Source organism: Maricaulis sp. (assembly GCF_048270095.1).
Classification (GTDB): Bacteria; Pseudomonadota; Alphaproteobacteria; order Caulobacterales; family Maricaulaceae; genus Maricaulis.
In genome coordinates, this window is record NZ_JBLWTL010000021.1 from 1 (window position 1) to 14,981 (window position 14,981).

Below are 14,981 nucleotides of genomic sequence, written 5' to 3' on the forward strand. Positions count from 1 at the left end.
CCGCGGCCGTGCCGGGACGGGCGGGGCCGGACGGGCCGGCGCCCATCCGCAGGAGCAGGCTCCCACAGCCGGCATCGCCGCCCGTGGTCGCCGCGCGCAATCCCGCCAGGGCCGCCTCAAACCGGCCGCCATGCCAGTCTGCCAGGGCGCGATCGAAGGGGTCGGATGGCGATTTCGGGTTCTCGGTCATGCCCACGAGTTTAGGCCATTTTCCGGCCCCGAGGTAAAGCGCAGCTATCGCCTTGACGCACCCGCGCAGCCAGCCTACATACGCGCCTCTTCCACGGCTCGCCGCGGAAGCCATCCTGATGCGGGGTGGAGCAGTCCGGTAGCTCGTCAGGCTCATAACCTGAAGGTCATAGGTTCAAATCCTATCCCCGCACCCAAAGAAAAGCCCGCCCGGTCAATGACCTGGCGGGCTTTTTGTTTCTGGATCTGGGCGCGTGCTGCCGCCGCTGCGGCCGCCACCGCGCCCCGGGTTGAGGCGGGTCAGCTTGAATTCCCGATGGGAATAGCCCCCTGATGCTCGTGATGGAACTCAGGCAGAGGTGATGGAATGGCTGGCGGATGGGCCCGGGACGGGGCGATACAGGATCAGATTGAGGATTCCATCTCGGATGAGGTGATGCATGCGCGCAGCAAGCTGCCGAGCGGTGAGAGTGCGCAATTCTGTCTCGAGTGCGGTGAGGAAATTCCCGAGCGCCGGCGGCTGGCGATTGCGGGCGTGAAGACCTGCATCACCTGTCAGTCCGAACGCGACGGCCAGCCCTCGGCCGCCGCCTTCAATCGCCGGGGCAGCAAGGACAGCCAGCTCAGATAAGGTCGCCATCCGGCCCGATTTCCACCATCCCCAGACCCTGATAGAAGCGCGCCGCGCCGGACGGGTTGTCGGCGGCCACTCTCAGATCGACTTCGTAGATGCCGCGCGCCTGGAACGTGGCGAACACCTGCGCCATCAGCGCGCGTCCCAGGCCGCGGCCGCGCCAGCGGGCGGCAATCGCGATATCCTTGACGAAGCCGAGGCTCCAGCACTGGGCAAAGCCGGCCGGTTGGCCGGTGGCGATGTCCAGCACAATGAAGCACAGGTCGGGGCGGTATTCCGGATCGGCGACCAGCGCCGGCCACCAGTCCTGGAAGGCGATGACATCGCCGCCGCCCGGCGTATAGGCGATATTGAGCAGGTCACGCGCGGCGCGGGCATGACGCTGCGGATCAAACCGGGCGGGCGCAATGCCGTCCGGCCAGTCTGGCGCATAGCGGCCGGCCGGATCGATCTGCTTGCGAAGATGAATGGCGATCGGGGGCAAGCGGTGGCGTCTCCAGGACAAGACGCGATGCTACAGCCCTGGCCGGGGGCGTCAATTTGTGTGGCAGCCACGGTCGGTGCGCGCCTGTCGCCAGGATGAACACCGCACTCAGGCTTTGCTCAGGGGCGCTGGGCCAATCTCCCTGCAACAACGGCCCCGGACATTTCGCCCGGCGGCAAACAGGAGGAAGACCCATGTCACTTCGTCGCTTCTTTATGGCCGGTCTGGCGCTGGCTTCCCTGGCCGCCGTCAGCGGCACCGCCGACGCCCAGTCGCGTTTTCGCAATAGCGCTGAAGCGCGCGAGGCGATGCGCAATCATCGCTCCGCGACCATGGAAACCAATTCGCGCGGCGCCTCGCCGGTCCTGAATATCTATCAGGACATGCGGCGTGGCCTGCAGCAGGGTGTCTCGGTCGACCAGCACGGCCGCAATAACGGCGCCTCGCTGTATCAGAATGGCAGCAATGGCACGATGTCGCTGCAGCAATACGGCAATGATCTCTCCGCCAGCCTCTACCAGAACGGCAATGGCAATATCGTCGCCGTCGCCCAGGTCGGTGAGGGCAGCACTGTCAATACGGTGCAGGAGGGCAATAATAATGTTCTCGGCGTGATCCAGGTCGGCAATGGCCAGAACCAGACCTATACGCAGGTCGGCAATGGCAATGCCGATATCATCATCAGCTTCGGCTGGTAGGGTATGAGGTGGTGCGGCTGCCCGCATTCGTGCGGTGCAGCGGCCGTCCTGTCCCGTGCTGTCGCGTCCTGTCTGACCTTGATCAACCCGCCCGGCCGGCGTCCAGTTGGGCCGCCAATTCGCCCAGACTGGCCGCGATATCGGTGACCTCAATCGGGCGCTGCAACACGTCAGCCAGGCTTGGCGGCGGCGCCAGGGTCTGGCCGATCAGGGGCTCCACCGCATCGGCAAACTTGTAGGGGTGTGCCGTTGCGGCGGCGATCCAGACCCGGCCCGCGCGCTGCTCCGGTGTCAGGCGGGCATAAGCCTCCAGCGCCGTGGCCGTGTGCGGACAGGCGATATAGCCGCTGCCGGCATGGGTCGAGCGGATGCGCTGGCGGATCGCGGCATCATCGACGCGCACCACATCTTCCACCAGATCCACTCCAAAACCCGACAATCGTTCGAAATTGCTCGGTGCGCCGACATCCATGGCATTGGCCAGGGTCGCGATCGACTGGCGCGCCGTGTACTGGCCGCTGGCATGCCAGTCGCTCAGCGTCGCATTGGCATTGGTCGCCAGCACGACCGGACCGATCGGCAGGCCGCAGGCGCGCGCCAGCAGGGCCGCGAAACCATTGCCCAGATTGCCGGTCGGCACGATCAGGCCGGGCCGGGTGCCAGTGCGGTTGAAGACCTCAAGACTGGCGCGGGCCCAATAGGTCATTTGCGGCAAGAGCCGTCCGATACTGATTGAATTGGCCGAGCTGAGACCGTGGCGCGTACTGAGCACCGGGTCGGCGAAGGCGGCCTTCACCAGGCGCTGGCAGGCGTCGAAATCATCGCTCACCCGCAAGGCCGTCACCGGCGCGCGCCAGCAGCACAATTGGCGCTCCTGGAAGGCCGAGATCCGCCCCTCGGGGAAGAGTATCACGGCGCGGGCATGGCGCCCGCCCTCGGCGGCGCAGCCGACCGCACCGCCGGTATCACCCGATGTGGCGGCGAGAACGGTGATCGGGTCATCGGCGCGGGCGATGGCATCGAAGGCGCGAAACAGGAAGCGGGCCCCGAAATCCTTGAAAGCGCCGGTCGGCCCATGAAACAGCTCGAGCACCTGCAGGCCGGGCTCGGCGGGGTCGGGTGTCACCAGCGGCACCGGAAAATCGAAGGCCGAGGCGCAAATGCCGGCGAGGCTGTCAGCCAGCGGCGATTCGGCGAAGAAGGGCGCCAGCAGGCGGTGCGCGAGGGCGCCCGGGTCGTGGTCAGCCGCGAAGTCTTCGGCCCCGAAATGCGGCAGGGTCTCGGGCAGGTACAGCCCGCCATCGGGGGCGACCCCGGCGCGCAAGGCCTGGTCGGCACTGACCAGCGGTGCCTGGCCGCGTGTGCTGCGATATTTCATTTTACCGCCTCCAGCCGCAAACCATCCGAGATCAGGGCCGCGTGATAGGGCGCCGCGCCGCAATCGGCCGCTGCGAAGGCCGCAGCCATGGCCATGCGGCACGCATCGGCCTGCGCTTGGGGCACCCAGGCGAAGACCGACGGGCCGGAGCCGGAGAAGGAACAGCCCAGCGCGCCGGCCGCGAGCGCTGCGGCCTGTACCGATGCGAGCTCGGGCAGAAGCGGCAGGCGCTGCGGCTCGATGAAGACATCCTTCAGCCCGGCCGCGATCAGGTCCAGGTCATTGCTGGCACAGCCGGCGACAAAGCTGGCGATATTGCGCGCATGCTCGACGGCGATGTCCTTGGCGATGGTGTCGGCGAGCAATTCCCGGGCGCGCCGGGTCTCGATCTTGCGGTCGGGGTGAAACAGGATGCAGGCAATGCCGTCCGGCAGGGGCAGACGCCGGATCAGTGGCGGGTCAAGCCTCGCGGCGATCACCAGACCGCCGAGCAGGGCCGCCATGACATTGTCCCAGGGCGGTGGATCGGCGGAGACGCGCTCGCCCTGCATGGCGGGCAGCAAGAGGTCGAGCGTAGCCAAGGGCGTGTCCAGCAGCGCGTTGACGGCACCGGCGGCGGCCACCGCCGAGGCCGCAGACCCGCCCATGCCAGCGCTCAGCGGTACACCCTTCTCGATATCGATGCGCACCCCGAATGAGGCGCCAGCCGCGTCGAGCACGGCCCGGGCCGCGGCGAGGGCGCAATTGCGCTCGACCTCGGCCGGCAGGTTGTCGACCAGGCCAGAAACCGTGCCGAGCCGGACGCCCGGTTCGATTTCCCGGTGCGCGGTGACGCGGTCACGCACGGCATCGAAGGCGAGGCCGAGCACGTCAAAGCCGACGCCGACATTGCCGATACTGGCCGGCGCCGAGGCGCGGGCGGAGCTGGCTGCAGATGTCATGCGCTGTCTTCCCCCGGCATTCGTGCCGCTTGCGCGGCCCGGTCCGGCCTGGACGCGGCCGGTACGGCCAGAGTGTTATCGAGCAGGCGCTGAATGTCGACAATATCGGCAAACACCGCTTCGGCGGTCGGCCAGCGGCCGGCACCCTTGCCCTGGACATAGAGGGATTGGTGCGGCAGCTGAACGAGGAAACCGTTTTCCTCATTGCGCAGTTTCGCCAGCGGATCGTCGCGATCCAGGGCGCGCAATTCGATGCGGGCCACCAGCCGTCCATCGGCGCCGGCGCTGCACTGTCCGACCTGTTTGATCACCTGGTTCTGGTCGGCCACGGCCTGCAGACGCTCCGCCGACAGGCCGGACAGGCTCTCCTTGGCGATGTCGCCGGGATCGACGCGAATGCCGAAGGCGTGGCGGATGATGATGGAGAGTTTGTCGGCGGCATCATCACCATCAATATCGCCGCGCGGATCGGCCTCGGCAAAGCCGAGCGCCTGGGCCTCGGCAATCGCGTCGGCGAGCCGGGCCCCGTCACCCAGCTTGCCGAGAATGAAATTGCAGGTGCCATTCATGACGCCCTCGACCGAGAGCACCGCGCCGCGCTGGCTGACCCGGTCGAGGGTTTCCAGAATGGGCGCGCCGCCCCCGACAGCGGCGGAATAGCGCAAATGCCGGCCCGATTCAGCCGCCAGTTCGTGCAGGCGGTCAAAATCCAGCGCGATGACCGCCTTGTTGGCCGTGACCAGGTGCATGCCATCGCGCAGGACGGACTGGCTGAGGGCGCGCGCGACGCCGGTGCCGCCCATCGTCTCGACCACAAGGTCGGGCTGGTCTGCCAGCGCTTCGGCGAGATCCTCGGTGAAGCGCAGACCGGGCGCGCCGGTGGCAGCATGTTGCGCGGCGTCGCGGACCAGGACGGAGTTGAGCCTGAAACGGCCGGGATGGGCGAGCAGATGCCGGCAGACACCGGCGCCGACCGAACCATGGCCGAGCAGGGCGACGCGCAGGGGGCGGACATGGTGAGTCGCACCGATCTTCGGTGCCACCGGCCCGATTCGCGTCGCGAAGGCCTTGCCCAGGGCGGCGACCTCGATCACCACACCGAGCGCCTGGGCGGCATGGATGGCCTTGTCCTGCACCAGGCCGCGACTGACCCGTGCCGCTTCGGCATAATCGAGCTGGTCGAAGCGATGGGCATCGGGAACCCGGGCCGGATCATCGGTATAGACCCCGTCGACATCCTTGATCAGGCGCGCCCGGCTGGCGCCGAGCCAATGGGCAAACATCACCGCCGTCAAATCCGTGCCGCCGCGGCCCAGTGTCACCGGCCCGTCCGGGCCTTCGCCAAAGAATCCCGGCGCCACAATGACATCGGCCTGTTCGAAATGCGCAAGCACGCGGCTCGCATCCAGACCGGTCAGGTTCGCATCCAGCGACGAACCTTCCGCCTTGAGCGACATTTCATGCGGGTCGAGCACCGCCGCGCTGATGCCCGAGCGCTGCAGGGCCAGTCCCATCAGGGCCGCCGATTTCAGCTCGCCGCAGCGCACCAGGCGCGCCAGCATCGCATCATGGGCGCTTTGCCCGACCGCAGCCCCGACTTCGAACAGCGCGTCGGTCTCGCCATCAAGCGCCGAGACAACGGCGACGACTTTCTCGCCAGCCCGCGTATGGCGATAGATTTCATGTGCGGCGCGGGCATAGTCATCCGGCGAGAGCAGGACTGAACTGCCGAATTTGAGGATGCTGAGTCTGGGTGCCGGTGCCGGGCTGGCTGAAGGTTTCACTGAACTGGTCCTTTGGGTGATCTGGAATTTGAGCATGAAAAAACCCGCTTCCGGGTGGGAGCGGGTCGGGTATCGGACGGATTTGAAAAATCGCTAGTCCACGCCAACCCGCCCCCTCATACCCGAGGTGGTCATGGTAATGGTCATGGTGGTGGTGAGGGTCGAGCCGGAGGCCGCAAGGAGGCCGTCGCCGCAAGCGGTGCGGCGCAGCATGTCAAAGCGGATCAGGTCAAAACAGGGCATCATGGTCCGTCAGGCAAAGCCTTGCCCAAAACCGGGCTCAGCGAAATTCTTTTGCAAGAAAGGCCCGGTCCACGCCGCAGGTCAAACATTTTTTGTCGCAAAGCTGCATTTAGCGCATCAAGCGAGCCAAAATGTCACGCCATCGCCATCGCCTCCGCCAGTATTTCAGACAGCAAAAAGCCCCGGCCGTGTCCGACCGGGGCTTGATTATGCATCGCCGTACCAGGGTTTATTCGGCGGCTGTTTCCAGCGTCTTGCCGGCGTTTTCCAGTCTTGGAGCTGCGGCGCGGACATAGGGCGCAACATGGCTCTCGAAGATTTTGAAATTCTCGATGAACATCCCGACCAGCTTGCTCGCCTGGGCGTCATAGGCGGCCTGGTCCTGCCAGGTCGAGCGCGGGTCGAGGACTGAATTGTCGACACCATCGACGGCAATCGGGACCATGAAGCCGAAATTCGGATCTTCGCGGAAGGCGGCGGTTTTCAGCGATCCGTCGAGTGCGGCGTTGAGCAGGCCGCGCGTGGCCTTGATTGGCATGCGCTTGCCGGTGCCATAGGCGCCGCCGGTCCAGCCGGTATTGACCAGCCAGCAGTCGACATTGTGCGTCGCGATCAGTTCGCGCAGCAGGGCACCATATTCAGCCGGATGACGCGGCATGAAGGGGGCGCCGAAACAGGCGGAGAAGGTCGCGCTCGGCTCGGTGACACCCTTCTCGGTGCCGGCGACCTTGGCCGTATAGCCCGAGAGGAAATGATACATGGCCTGGGCCGGGGTCAGGCGCGCGATTGGCGGCATGATGCCGAAGGCGTCGCAGGTCAGCATGACCAGGTTTTTCGGATGGCCGCATGTGCCGCTTTCGCTGGCATTGTGAATGGCGCTGAGCGGGTAGGCGCCGCGGCTGTTTTCCGCCAGCGAGGCATCGTCGAGATCGAGGACGCGGGTGACCGGGTCCATCACGACGTTCTCAAGCACTGTGCCCCACATCTTGGTGGTGGCGTGGATCTCCGGCTCGGCCTCGGCCGAGAGCTTGATCATCTTGGCGTAGCAGCCGCCTTCGAAATTGAACAATCCATTGGGCGACCAGCCATGCTCGTCATCGCCGACCAGGGTGCGGCTGGCATCGGCGGAGAGGGTGGTCTTGCCGGTGCCGGACAGGCCGAAAAAGATCGCGGCGTCGTCATCCTTGCCGACATTGACCGAGCAATGCATCGGCATCACGCCCTTGGCGGGCAGGAGATAATTGAGGATGGTGAAGACGGATTTCTTGGTTTCGCCGGCATAGGATGTGCCGCCGATCAGCACCAGTTTGCGGGTGAAATCGACACCGATCACGGTTTCCGAACGGCAGCCATGGCGCGCGGGATCGGCCTTGAAATCGGGCAGGTTGATAATGGTGAACTCGGCCTGGAAACCGGCGTATTCCTCTTCGGTCGGCAGGCGCAGCAAATGGCGGATGAAGAGCGAGTGCCAGGCGAGGTCATTAATGACCCGCACCGGCAGGCGATGATCCTTGTCGGCGCCGCCAAACAGCTGCTGCACATACAAGTCCTTGCCAGCCATATGGCTGCGGAAATCCTGCCATAGCGTGTCGAAATGGGCCGGGTCGATGGCGGCGTTATTATCCCACCAGACCTGGTCTTCGGTATCGCTGTCACGAACGGTGAACTTGTCCTTGGCAGAGCGGCCGGTATGGATGCCGGTCTTGACGACCAGGGCGCCGCCCTCGGCGACTTCGGCTTCCTTGCCCTGCACGGCGGCTTCGTAAAGCCGGGCCTCATTCCAGTTGAGATGGACGGTTCCGGCCTGGATACCCATGGCCGCGAGGCCGCCATCGTGACGTTCGGATGTCGACATGATCTCTTAATCCCCTGTGGCCCCCTCATCTGTCGGAGAGGTAACCGTCATTGCCTGCAGCACGCCGCGGAGTTTCCCCACTTGTCCGGCGCGACGCGCTCATTTCTCCGGAGAACGCAAGTGTCTTGCCAGTTCCGGCGAACCGTCATGAAATGTCGCGGTACCAGATCAGCTTGATCCAGAAAAGCCCAAAAGGCACGCAAGAAATCGAAAACGAAACCGGAAATCGCCATGCTATCGAAATCAATAATCTCCTGTGCAGTGTCTGCCATCCTCGCCAGCGCTGCTTCGGCGCAGGCTGAGGACAGGCAAACTATGCCTGAGCTTGGAGCGCGTTTCATGACCATGGCGCTCGATTGTGTTCAGCGGGAATATCCTAACAAGATCAGTCATGTGCTGGCCTCTGATGCCGATGCGCAAGCGCCGCGCGCGCTGCATCCGGCCTTTTATGGCTGTTTCGACTGGCATTCTTCGGTGCATGGCCACTGGCTGCTGGTTCGCCTGTTGCGCACCATGCCGGACGGCGCGATGAGCCAGGCTGCCACGACCGCGCTGGACACCAATCTGACCCCGGAAAACATCGCCGGAGAGGTGGCTTATTTCGAGGCTGAAGGCCGCGCTGCCTTTGAGCGGCCCTACGGGCTGGCCTGGCTGCTGCAGCTGGGCGCTGAATTGCGCGAATGGGACGATCCGCGGGCACGGCGCTGGAGCGCGGCGATCGCGCCGCTCGAACAGATCGTGTCAGACCGGTACAGGAGCTGGCTGCCCAATCTCGCCTATCCAATCCGCATCGGTACCCATAACCAGTCCGCCTTTGCGCTCGGGCTGGGGCTCGACTGGGCCCGTGAGGCGGGTGATGTGGAGCTGGAAGGCCTGATTGTCACCAAGGCGATGGGCTTCCATGCCGAAGATCGCAATTGCCCGATCGGCTATGAACCGTCCGGAGAAGATTTCCTCTCGCCCTGCCTGATGGAAGCCGACCTGATGCGGCGCGTCATGGCACCCGCCGACTATGTCACCTGGCTCGACGCTTTCCTGCCGGATATTCCGCGCGATGGTTCGGCCGACTGGCTGGCGCCGGGAATCGTGCTCGATGCCAGTGATGGCAAGCTGGTTCATCTTGACGGTGTCAATCTCTCCCGCGCCTGGGCGCTGGAGGGCATTGCCGATGCCCTGCCGGCCGGAGATACACGCCGCGAATCCCTGCTGGCCGCTGCGGCGGTGCATGAAGAGGTCGGGACCCGCTCGGTCAATGGCGAGGATTATGCGGGCGGTCACTGGCTGGCCAGTTTCGCCACCTATCTGGTGACCCGGCGCGGGGTGGACGCCCCGGCCTGGCGCGCCCTGCCTGAAGACGACATGCCTGAAGCAGGTTTGCCCGAGTAATTACTCCGGCAGCGGAATATGTTCGGTTTCTCCGGCGGGCAGGGTGAAGCGCCCGTCCGCCGGGAAGCCGGCCTTTGCAGCCTCGACCCAGTCGCGCTTGGCATCGGTCAGCCAGGCGGCATCGCTGGCGACGAAATTCCAGAAAATCTCGCGCTTGCCGAGCGGTGCGCCGCCGCACAGCATTACGATACTCTCGTCATCGGCGGTCAGTTGCGGCGCACTGCCCGGCGTGAGCACGGCCATTTCTCCGGGCTGCAGGGCTTCGCCGTCAAGCGCCGCCTGGCCGCTGACCAGATAGACGGCGCGTTCCTCATGCTCGATATCGAGTTTGACATCGGCCCCGGCGGGCAGGCGTCCATGCAGATAGAAGATCGGTGAAAAGACGTCAGCCGGCGCCTCCTGGCCCCAGGCGGTGCCGAGAATCAGCCGGAAGCGGGCACAGCCGCGATAGAATTCCGGCAGGCTGGCCGCCGGATGGTGGTGAAAGGCCGGCGCGACATCTTCCTGGCCGGCGGGCAGGGCGACCCAGGTCTGGATGCCGTGGATGCGGTGGCCATTGGCGCGTTCCGGCGGCGGTGTCCGTTCGGAGTGAACAACGCCACGCCCGGCCGTCATCCAGTTGACGTCGCCGGGACGGATGACGGCATCAACACCCAGACTGTCCTGGTGCCGCAGCGCGCCGTCGAACAGATAGGTCACTGTTGCCAGGCCGATATGCGGGTGCGGGCGGACATCGATTCCGGTTCCGGGCTCAAACAGGGCGGGGCCCATCTGGTCGAAGAAAATGAAGGGACCGACCATGCGCTGGCCGGGCGCCGGCAGGACGCGGCGAACTTCAAATCCGCCCAGATCACGGGTCCGTCCCTCAATCCTGCGTTCGATACTTGTCGACATTGTGATGGCTCCCGCCTGGCTGGACTGATCGCTGGCGCTTGCGCCGCGCGCCTCAATATCCATAGTGCATGCATCAATGTGTGGGGAGGTCTTCATGAAATCAATTATCGCAACTGCCGCAGCGCTGGTGCTGGCGGGCCATGCCTTTGCCCAGGACAGTTTTGAGCTCGATCCGGCGCAGGCCGCGACCGCCGAGGCGCTGGTCGAGCAGGCGCTCGAGAGTGATCTAGCCTGGTCGATCGTCGAATCGCTGACCACCGAAGTCGGTCCGCGCATGCCCGGCAGTGAAGCGGAAGTCCGCGCCCGCGCCTGGGGCGAAGCGCTGGGGCAATCGCTCAGCTTTGACCGTGTGGTGATCGAACCCTTCACCATGCCCTTCTGGGATCGCGGCGAGCTCGAGATCTCGATCACCTCGCCCTATACCCAGGCCCTGCATGGCTCGGCGCTGGGTGGCTCCGGTGCCTCGCCGCGCTCCGGCCCGGTGGAGAGTGATGTCGTCTATTTCCGCGATATTGATGCCCTCACCGCCGTCGCCGACGGATCGCTTGAAGGCAAGATCGCCTTTGTTGATGGCGACGCCATGGTCGCAACCCAGACCGGTGCCGGCTATGGCCCTGCGAATAATCGCCGCCGTATTGGCTGGCAGCACGCCGAACGCGCCGGCGCCGACGCGATTGTCGTGCGCTCGGTTGGCTCCGATTTCCACCGCAATCCCCATACCGGCATGATCTCCTCGATGGATGGTGAGTGGGCCAGTATTCCCGTCATCGCCATCTCCAATCCGGACGCCGACCATTTGCGCCGCCTGCACCATACCGGTGCCCCTCTGGCGATGCAGATCCGCGCCACCGCCGGCTGGCATGGTGATGTGACCAGCGGCAATGTCGTGATGGATATTGTCGGCAGTGAATTGCCCGACGAAATCGTCCTCATCGGCGGACATCTCGACAGCTGGGATCTGGGCACGGGTGCCATCGATGACGGCGCGGGTGTAGCCATCACCGTCGCCGCCGCAGAGCTGATCGCCCGCCTGCCGGAACGTCCACGCCGCACCATCCGTGTCGTCATGTTCGGGGCTGAGGAAGTCGGTCTTCTGGGCGCCCGCGCCTATGCCGAACAACATGCCGACGAAGTTGCCAATCATGTGATGGCGACCGAATCCGACTTCGGTGCCGGCCGCATCTGGCAATTGGTCTCCAATGTCGATGAAGGCGCCAATCCGGCGATCGACGCGGTCGGCCGCATCATCGCGCCGCTCGGCATTTTGCGCGGCGGCAGCAATGTTCCCGGTGGCGGGCCCGACATCATCCCGCTCGCCATGCAGGGTGTGCCGACGGTTCGGCTGAACCAGGACGGAATGGATTATTTCGACCTGCACCACACCCCGGACGATACGCTCGACAAGATCGATCCCGAGGCCCTGGCCCAGAATGTCGCCGCTTATGCCGCGCTGGTCTATCTGGCGGCCAATATGGATGTCGAATTCCGCACGCCGGCCGAAGAGACGGCGGCGGACGAGTAGCTCGCGCCGCGTTTTTTTGACCTGCACTGAATGAATGGCAGGCTTCCGGCAAGATTGCGGGAGCCTGCCGGCCAGCTTGCAGCCAGTCTGAAGGGGGGTAACCGGTGAATATCAAGGATGCGGCCTCACGGACCGGTCTGCCGGCCAAAACCATTCGTTATTATGAGAGTATCGGCCTGCTCACGCCCTTGCGCGCCGGGAATGGCTATCGCGATTATCGCGAGGTGGACCTGCACAAGCTCGGCTTCCTCGCCCGTGCTCGCGCGCTGGGTTTTTCGATCGAGGATTGCCGCCATCTACTCACCCTCGACAGCGATGCCTCACGCTCCAGTAGCGAGGTCAAAGCCTTGGCCCAGCAGCATATTCGCCAGATCGGCGACAAGATTTCCGAGCTGAAAGCGATGCGCGCCAGTCTGCAGAAACTGGCCTCCGCCTGTCAGGGCAATGACCGGCCCGATTGCCCGATCATGGATGAATTATCGGGCCTTGCGCCAGGCAAGCGTGCCGCATCGGGCAAGGCTTCTACGGCGGACTAGACAGGCCGCTTGACCTTCCAGTGGCTGGAAGGATTAAACCGGTGCCTTCTCGTCGGAAAGGCATGGGTCATGACGGCCGGTCATCAAGGAAAATCCGCCAATTGTTGCGGCGGTTCGCATCACACGCAGGACGCGGCAGCGATCGATCCGGTGTGCGGCATGAGCGTGGATAAAGCTGCCGGAAAACCGCAATTCGAGCAGGAGGGAATCACCTGGCATTTCTGCTCGGCCCGCTGCCATCAACGTTTCGCCGCCGACCCTGAGCATTTTCTCAGCGGCGCTCACCGGCGCGCTGAGGCCGCCGCGCCTGCTGGCACGCAATATACTTGTCCGATGGACCCGGAAATCGTCCAGGACGGGCCCGGCACCTGTCCCAAATGCGGCATGGCGCTGGAACCGATGGGCGTGCCGGCCGGCGATGCCGGTCCCAACCCCGAACTGGTTGATTTCCGTCGCCGTTTCTTCTGGAGCAGCCTGCTGACACTGCCTCTGGTCCTGTTGGCGATGGGACCCATGATCGGGCTTGGTTTCGTCCGCGATTTCGTCGGGGAGGGCGCTGCCCTCTGGCTCGAACTCGCGCTCGCCACACCGGTCGTGCTCTGGGCTGGCTGGCCCTTCCTGCAGCGCGCTGTGCAATCGCTGCGCAGCGGCCATCTCAACATGTTCACCCTGATCGGGATGGGCGTCAGTGCGGCCTATGTTTACAGCCTCATAGCGGTATTGTTTCCCTCGATTTTCCCGGCGGAATTCCGCCATATGGGCGGTCATGTCGCGGTCTATTTCGAGGCCGCTGCGGTCATCACCGTGCTGGTCCTGCTCGGCCAAATCCTCGAACTGGGCGCCCGTGAACGCACCGGTACGGCCATCCGGGCCCTGCTGGATTTGGCACCCAAGACGGCCCGCATCATCCGCGAGGACGGTACAGAACAAGAGGTTGCGCTCGACAGCGTCAGGGTCGGTGACCGTTTGCGTGTCCGGCCGGGCGAGAAAATGCCGGTCGACGGGCAGGTCGTTTCGGGCAAATCATCGGTCGATGAATCCATGCTGACGGGCGAAGCCCTGCCGGTCGAAAAGGCGGTGGGCGACAGTGTCACCGGCGCGACCATCAATGGCTCCGGCGGGCTGGTGGTCGAAGCGCGGCGGGTCGGTGCTGACAGCGTGCTCAGCCAGATCGTCGACATGGTCGCCAAGGCCCAGCGCAGCCGTGCCCCGATCCAGAAATTCGCCGATCTTGTCGCGGGTTGGTTCGTCCCGGGCGTGATCGCTGTCGCGATTTTCGCCTTCATCGGCTGGTCGATCTGGGGGCCGTCACCCGCGCTGGCACATGCCCTGATCGCCGCCGTCTCCGTATTGATCATTGCCTGTCCCTGCGCGCTGGGGCTGGCCACGCCAATGTCGGTCATGACGGCAGCTGGACGCGGCGCCCAGGCCGGCGTGCTGATCCGCGATGCCGAGGCGCTCGAGCGCTTTGAAAAGGTCGATACCCTGCTGGTCGACAAGACCGGAACGCTCACGCTCGGCAGGCCCAGCCTGGTCGGCGTCGAGAGCGCGCCGGGCCAGTTGGACGACACGGTTCTGGGGCTGGCCGCAGCGCTGGAGCGCGGCTCGGAACACCCGCTCGCCGAGGCGATCCTGAAGGGCGCCGAGGCCAAGGGGCTGAGCCTGCAAACCGCCGAAGACTTCCTGTCCGTCACCGGCAAGGGCATTACCGGTCGTGTCGATGGTCAAGCGCTGGCACTCGGCAATTCCGCGCTGATGCGCGATGCCGGGGCGGATCCGGCAGGTTTTCTGGACGCCGCCAATGCCCGCCGCGATGCCGGTGAGACGGTGATGTTCCTGGCCGTCGACGGTGCCTGCGCTGGCTTCGTCGCCGTCGCCGATCCGATCAAGGAAACAACGCGGGATGCCCTGAAGTCCCTGGCCGCTGCCGGCATCCATGTCATCATGGCAACGGGCGATAATGAGCGCACGGCCAGGGCCGTCGCTGCGCAGCTGGGCATTGAAGACTTCCACGCCGGTGTCATGCCGGCGGGCAAGGCGAAACTGATTGAGGATCTCCAGGCCGCCGGCCATCGTGTCGCCATGGCCGGTGACGGGGTCAATGATGCGCCGGCGCTGGCCCGGGCCGATGTCGGCATCGCCATGGGCACCGGCGCCGATGTCGCGATCGAGAGCGCCGGCATCACGCTGGTGAAGGGCGACCTGACCGGCATTGTGCGCGCCCGCCACCTGGCGAAAGCGACGATGCGCAATATCCGCCAGAACCTGTTCTTTGCGATGATCTACAACGCCGCCGGAGTTCCGGTCGCTGCGGGTATTCTCTACCCGGTGTTCGGCATCCTGATCTCGCCCATGTTCGCCGCCGCAGCCATGAGCCTCTCATCGGTCTCGGTGATTTCCAACGCGCTGCGCCTGCGCAGCGTCAAACTCTGATCGC

The 14,981-nt window shown here is 65.0% G+C and carries 14 protein-coding genes and 1 tRNA gene; 7 read left to right on the top strand and 8 right to left on the bottom strand.

All coding sequences use genetic code 11. The features are described 5' to 3' along the window. On the bottom strand, positions 1-190 hold a 190-nt coding region (locus tag ACN0YJ_RS11390), incomplete at its 3' end, for a hypothetical protein (RefSeq protein ID WP_417496262.1). A gap of 119 nt (positions 191-309) precedes the next feature. Here ACN0YJ_RS11390 and ACN0YJ_RS11395 point away from each other — a divergent pair. Next, a tRNA-Met gene (locus ACN0YJ_RS11395) sits at positions 310-386 on the top strand. Positions 387-556: 170 nt separating this feature from the next. Further along, the gene (locus ACN0YJ_RS11400) at positions 557-820 is read left to right on the top strand and encodes a DksA/TraR family C4-type zinc finger protein (RefSeq protein WP_417476965.1); all 264 of its coding nucleotides are present in this window, start codon (positions 557-559) and stop codon (positions 818-820) included. Here ACN0YJ_RS11400 and ACN0YJ_RS11405 read toward each other — a convergent pair. Next, a complete protein-coding gene (locus ACN0YJ_RS11405) occupies positions 813-1,307 on the bottom strand; it encodes a GNAT family N-acetyltransferase (RefSeq protein ID WP_417496263.1) in 495 nt (164 codons plus the stop codon). The genes ACN0YJ_RS11400 and ACN0YJ_RS11405 overlap by 8 nt on opposite strands. Before the next feature lie 194 nt (positions 1,308-1,501). Between ACN0YJ_RS11405 and ACN0YJ_RS11410 the strand changes: the two genes are divergently transcribed. Next, entirely contained in the window at positions 1,502-2,005 is a 504-nt protein-coding gene (locus tag ACN0YJ_RS11410) for a hypothetical protein (RefSeq protein ID WP_417496264.1), read from the top strand. Positions 2,006-2,087: 82 nt separating this feature from the next. Here the strand turns inward: ACN0YJ_RS11410 and thrC are convergent, their stop codons facing one another. The 5 genes from thrC to ACN0YJ_RS11435 form a co-directional block, all read right to left on the bottom strand. Continuing rightward, positions 2,088-3,383 (bottom strand): threonine synthase, encoded by a 1,296-nt coding sequence (gene thrC / locus ACN0YJ_RS11415; protein WP_417496265.1) that lies wholly within the window; start codon positions 3,381-3,383, stop codon positions 2,088-2,090. Continuing rightward, entirely contained in the window at positions 3,380-4,324 is a 945-nt protein-coding gene (locus ACN0YJ_RS11420) for a homoserine kinase (protein ID WP_417496266.1), read from the bottom strand. Before ACN0YJ_RS11420 ends, thrC begins: the two co-directional genes overlap by 4 nt. Next, positions 4,321-6,108: a homoserine dehydrogenase gene (locus ACN0YJ_RS11425; protein ID WP_417496267.1), complete on the bottom strand. Its 1,788-nt coding sequence runs from the start codon at positions 6,106-6,108 to the stop codon at positions 4,321-4,323. The genes ACN0YJ_RS11420 and ACN0YJ_RS11425 overlap by 4 nt, the downstream gene beginning before the upstream one ends. Before the next feature lie 93 nt (positions 6,109-6,201). Continuing rightward, the gene (locus ACN0YJ_RS11430) at positions 6,202-6,354 is read right to left on the bottom strand and encodes a hypothetical protein (protein WP_417476971.1); all 153 of its coding nucleotides are present in this window, start codon (positions 6,352-6,354) and stop codon (positions 6,202-6,204) included. Positions 6,355-6,580: 226 nt separating this feature from the next. Then, entirely contained in the window at positions 6,581-8,206 is a 1,626-nt protein-coding gene (locus ACN0YJ_RS11435; protein ID WP_417476972.1) for a phosphoenolpyruvate carboxykinase, read from the bottom strand. A 231-nt stretch (positions 8,207-8,437) separates the two neighbouring features. On the opposite strand from ACN0YJ_RS11435, the gene ACN0YJ_RS11440 reads away from it, so the two are divergent. Further along, the gene (locus ACN0YJ_RS11440; RefSeq protein ID WP_417476973.1) at positions 8,438-9,592 is read left to right on the top strand and encodes a DUF2891 domain-containing protein; all 1,155 of its coding nucleotides are present in this window, start codon (positions 8,438-8,440) and stop codon (positions 9,590-9,592) included. Here ACN0YJ_RS11440 and ACN0YJ_RS11445 read toward each other — a convergent pair whose 3' ends face one another. Then, complete coding sequence (locus ACN0YJ_RS11445) at positions 9,593-10,486, bottom strand: pirin family protein (protein ID WP_417496268.1); 894 nt, start codon at positions 10,484-10,486, stop codon at positions 9,593-9,595. A gap of 94 nt (positions 10,487-10,580) precedes the next feature. Here ACN0YJ_RS11445 and ACN0YJ_RS11450 point away from each other — a divergent pair, with 94 nt between their 5' ends. The 3 genes from ACN0YJ_RS11450 to ACN0YJ_RS11460 all read left to right on the top strand — a co-directional run bounded on the left by ACN0YJ_RS11450 (position 10,581) and on the right by ACN0YJ_RS11460 (position 14,977). Next, positions 10,581-12,008, top strand: coding sequence for a M20/M25/M40 family metallo-hydrolase (locus tag ACN0YJ_RS11450; protein ID WP_417496269.1), 1,428 nt, complete (start codon positions 10,581-10,583; stop codon positions 12,006-12,008). Positions 12,009-12,112: 104 nt separating this feature from the next. Beyond that, positions 12,113-12,544 carry a Cu(I)-responsive transcriptional regulator gene (gene cueR, locus ACN0YJ_RS11455; RefSeq protein WP_417476976.1) on the top strand — a complete coding sequence of 144 codons (432 nt, stop codon included), beginning with the start codon at positions 12,113-12,115 and terminating at the stop codon, positions 12,542-12,544. Between the two features lie 69 nt (positions 12,545-12,613). Then, positions 12,614-14,977 (top strand): heavy metal translocating P-type ATPase, encoded by a 2,364-nt coding sequence (locus ACN0YJ_RS11460; RefSeq protein WP_417496270.1) that lies wholly within the window; start codon positions 12,614-12,616, stop codon positions 14,975-14,977. Positions 14,978-14,981: the final 4 nt, after the last annotated feature.

Bases quoted from the DNA above. Each gene is read 5' to 3' on its own strand.
- ACN0YJ_RS11400 (WP_417476965.1), top strand. From the start codon at position 557: ATGGCTGGCGGATGGGCCCGGGACGGGGCGATACAGGATCAGATTGAG.
- ACN0YJ_RS11410 (WP_417496264.1), top strand. From the start codon at position 1,502: ATGTCACTTCGTCGCTTCTTTATGGCCGGTCTGGCGCTGGCTTCCCTG.
- thrC (WP_417496265.1), bottom strand. From the start codon at position 3,383: ATGAAATATCGCAGCACACGCGGCCAGGCACCGCTGGTCAGTGCCGAC.
- ACN0YJ_RS11420 (WP_417496266.1), bottom strand. From the start codon at position 4,324: ATGACATCTGCAGCCAGCTCCGCCCGCGCCTCGGCGCCGGCCAGTATC.
- ACN0YJ_RS11430 (WP_417476971.1), bottom strand. From the start codon at position 6,354: ATGATGCCCTGTTTTGACCTGATCCGCTTTGACATGCTGCGCCGCACC.
- ACN0YJ_RS11435 (WP_417476972.1), bottom strand. From the start codon at position 8,206: ATGTCGACATCCGAACGTCACGATGGCGGCCTCGCGGCCATGGGTATC.
- ACN0YJ_RS11440 (WP_417476973.1), top strand. From the start codon at position 8,438: ATGCTATCGAAATCAATAATCTCCTGTGCAGTGTCTGCCATCCTCGCC.
- ACN0YJ_RS11445 (WP_417496268.1), bottom strand. From the start codon at position 10,486: ATGTCGACAAGTATCGAACGCAGGATTGAGGGACGGACCCGTGATCTG.
- ACN0YJ_RS11450 (WP_417496269.1), top strand. From the start codon at position 10,581: ATGAAATCAATTATCGCAACTGCCGCAGCGCTGGTGCTGGCGGGCCAT.
- ACN0YJ_RS11460 (WP_417496270.1), top strand. From the start codon at position 12,614: ATGACGGCCGGTCATCAAGGAAAATCCGCCAATTGTTGCGGCGGTTCG.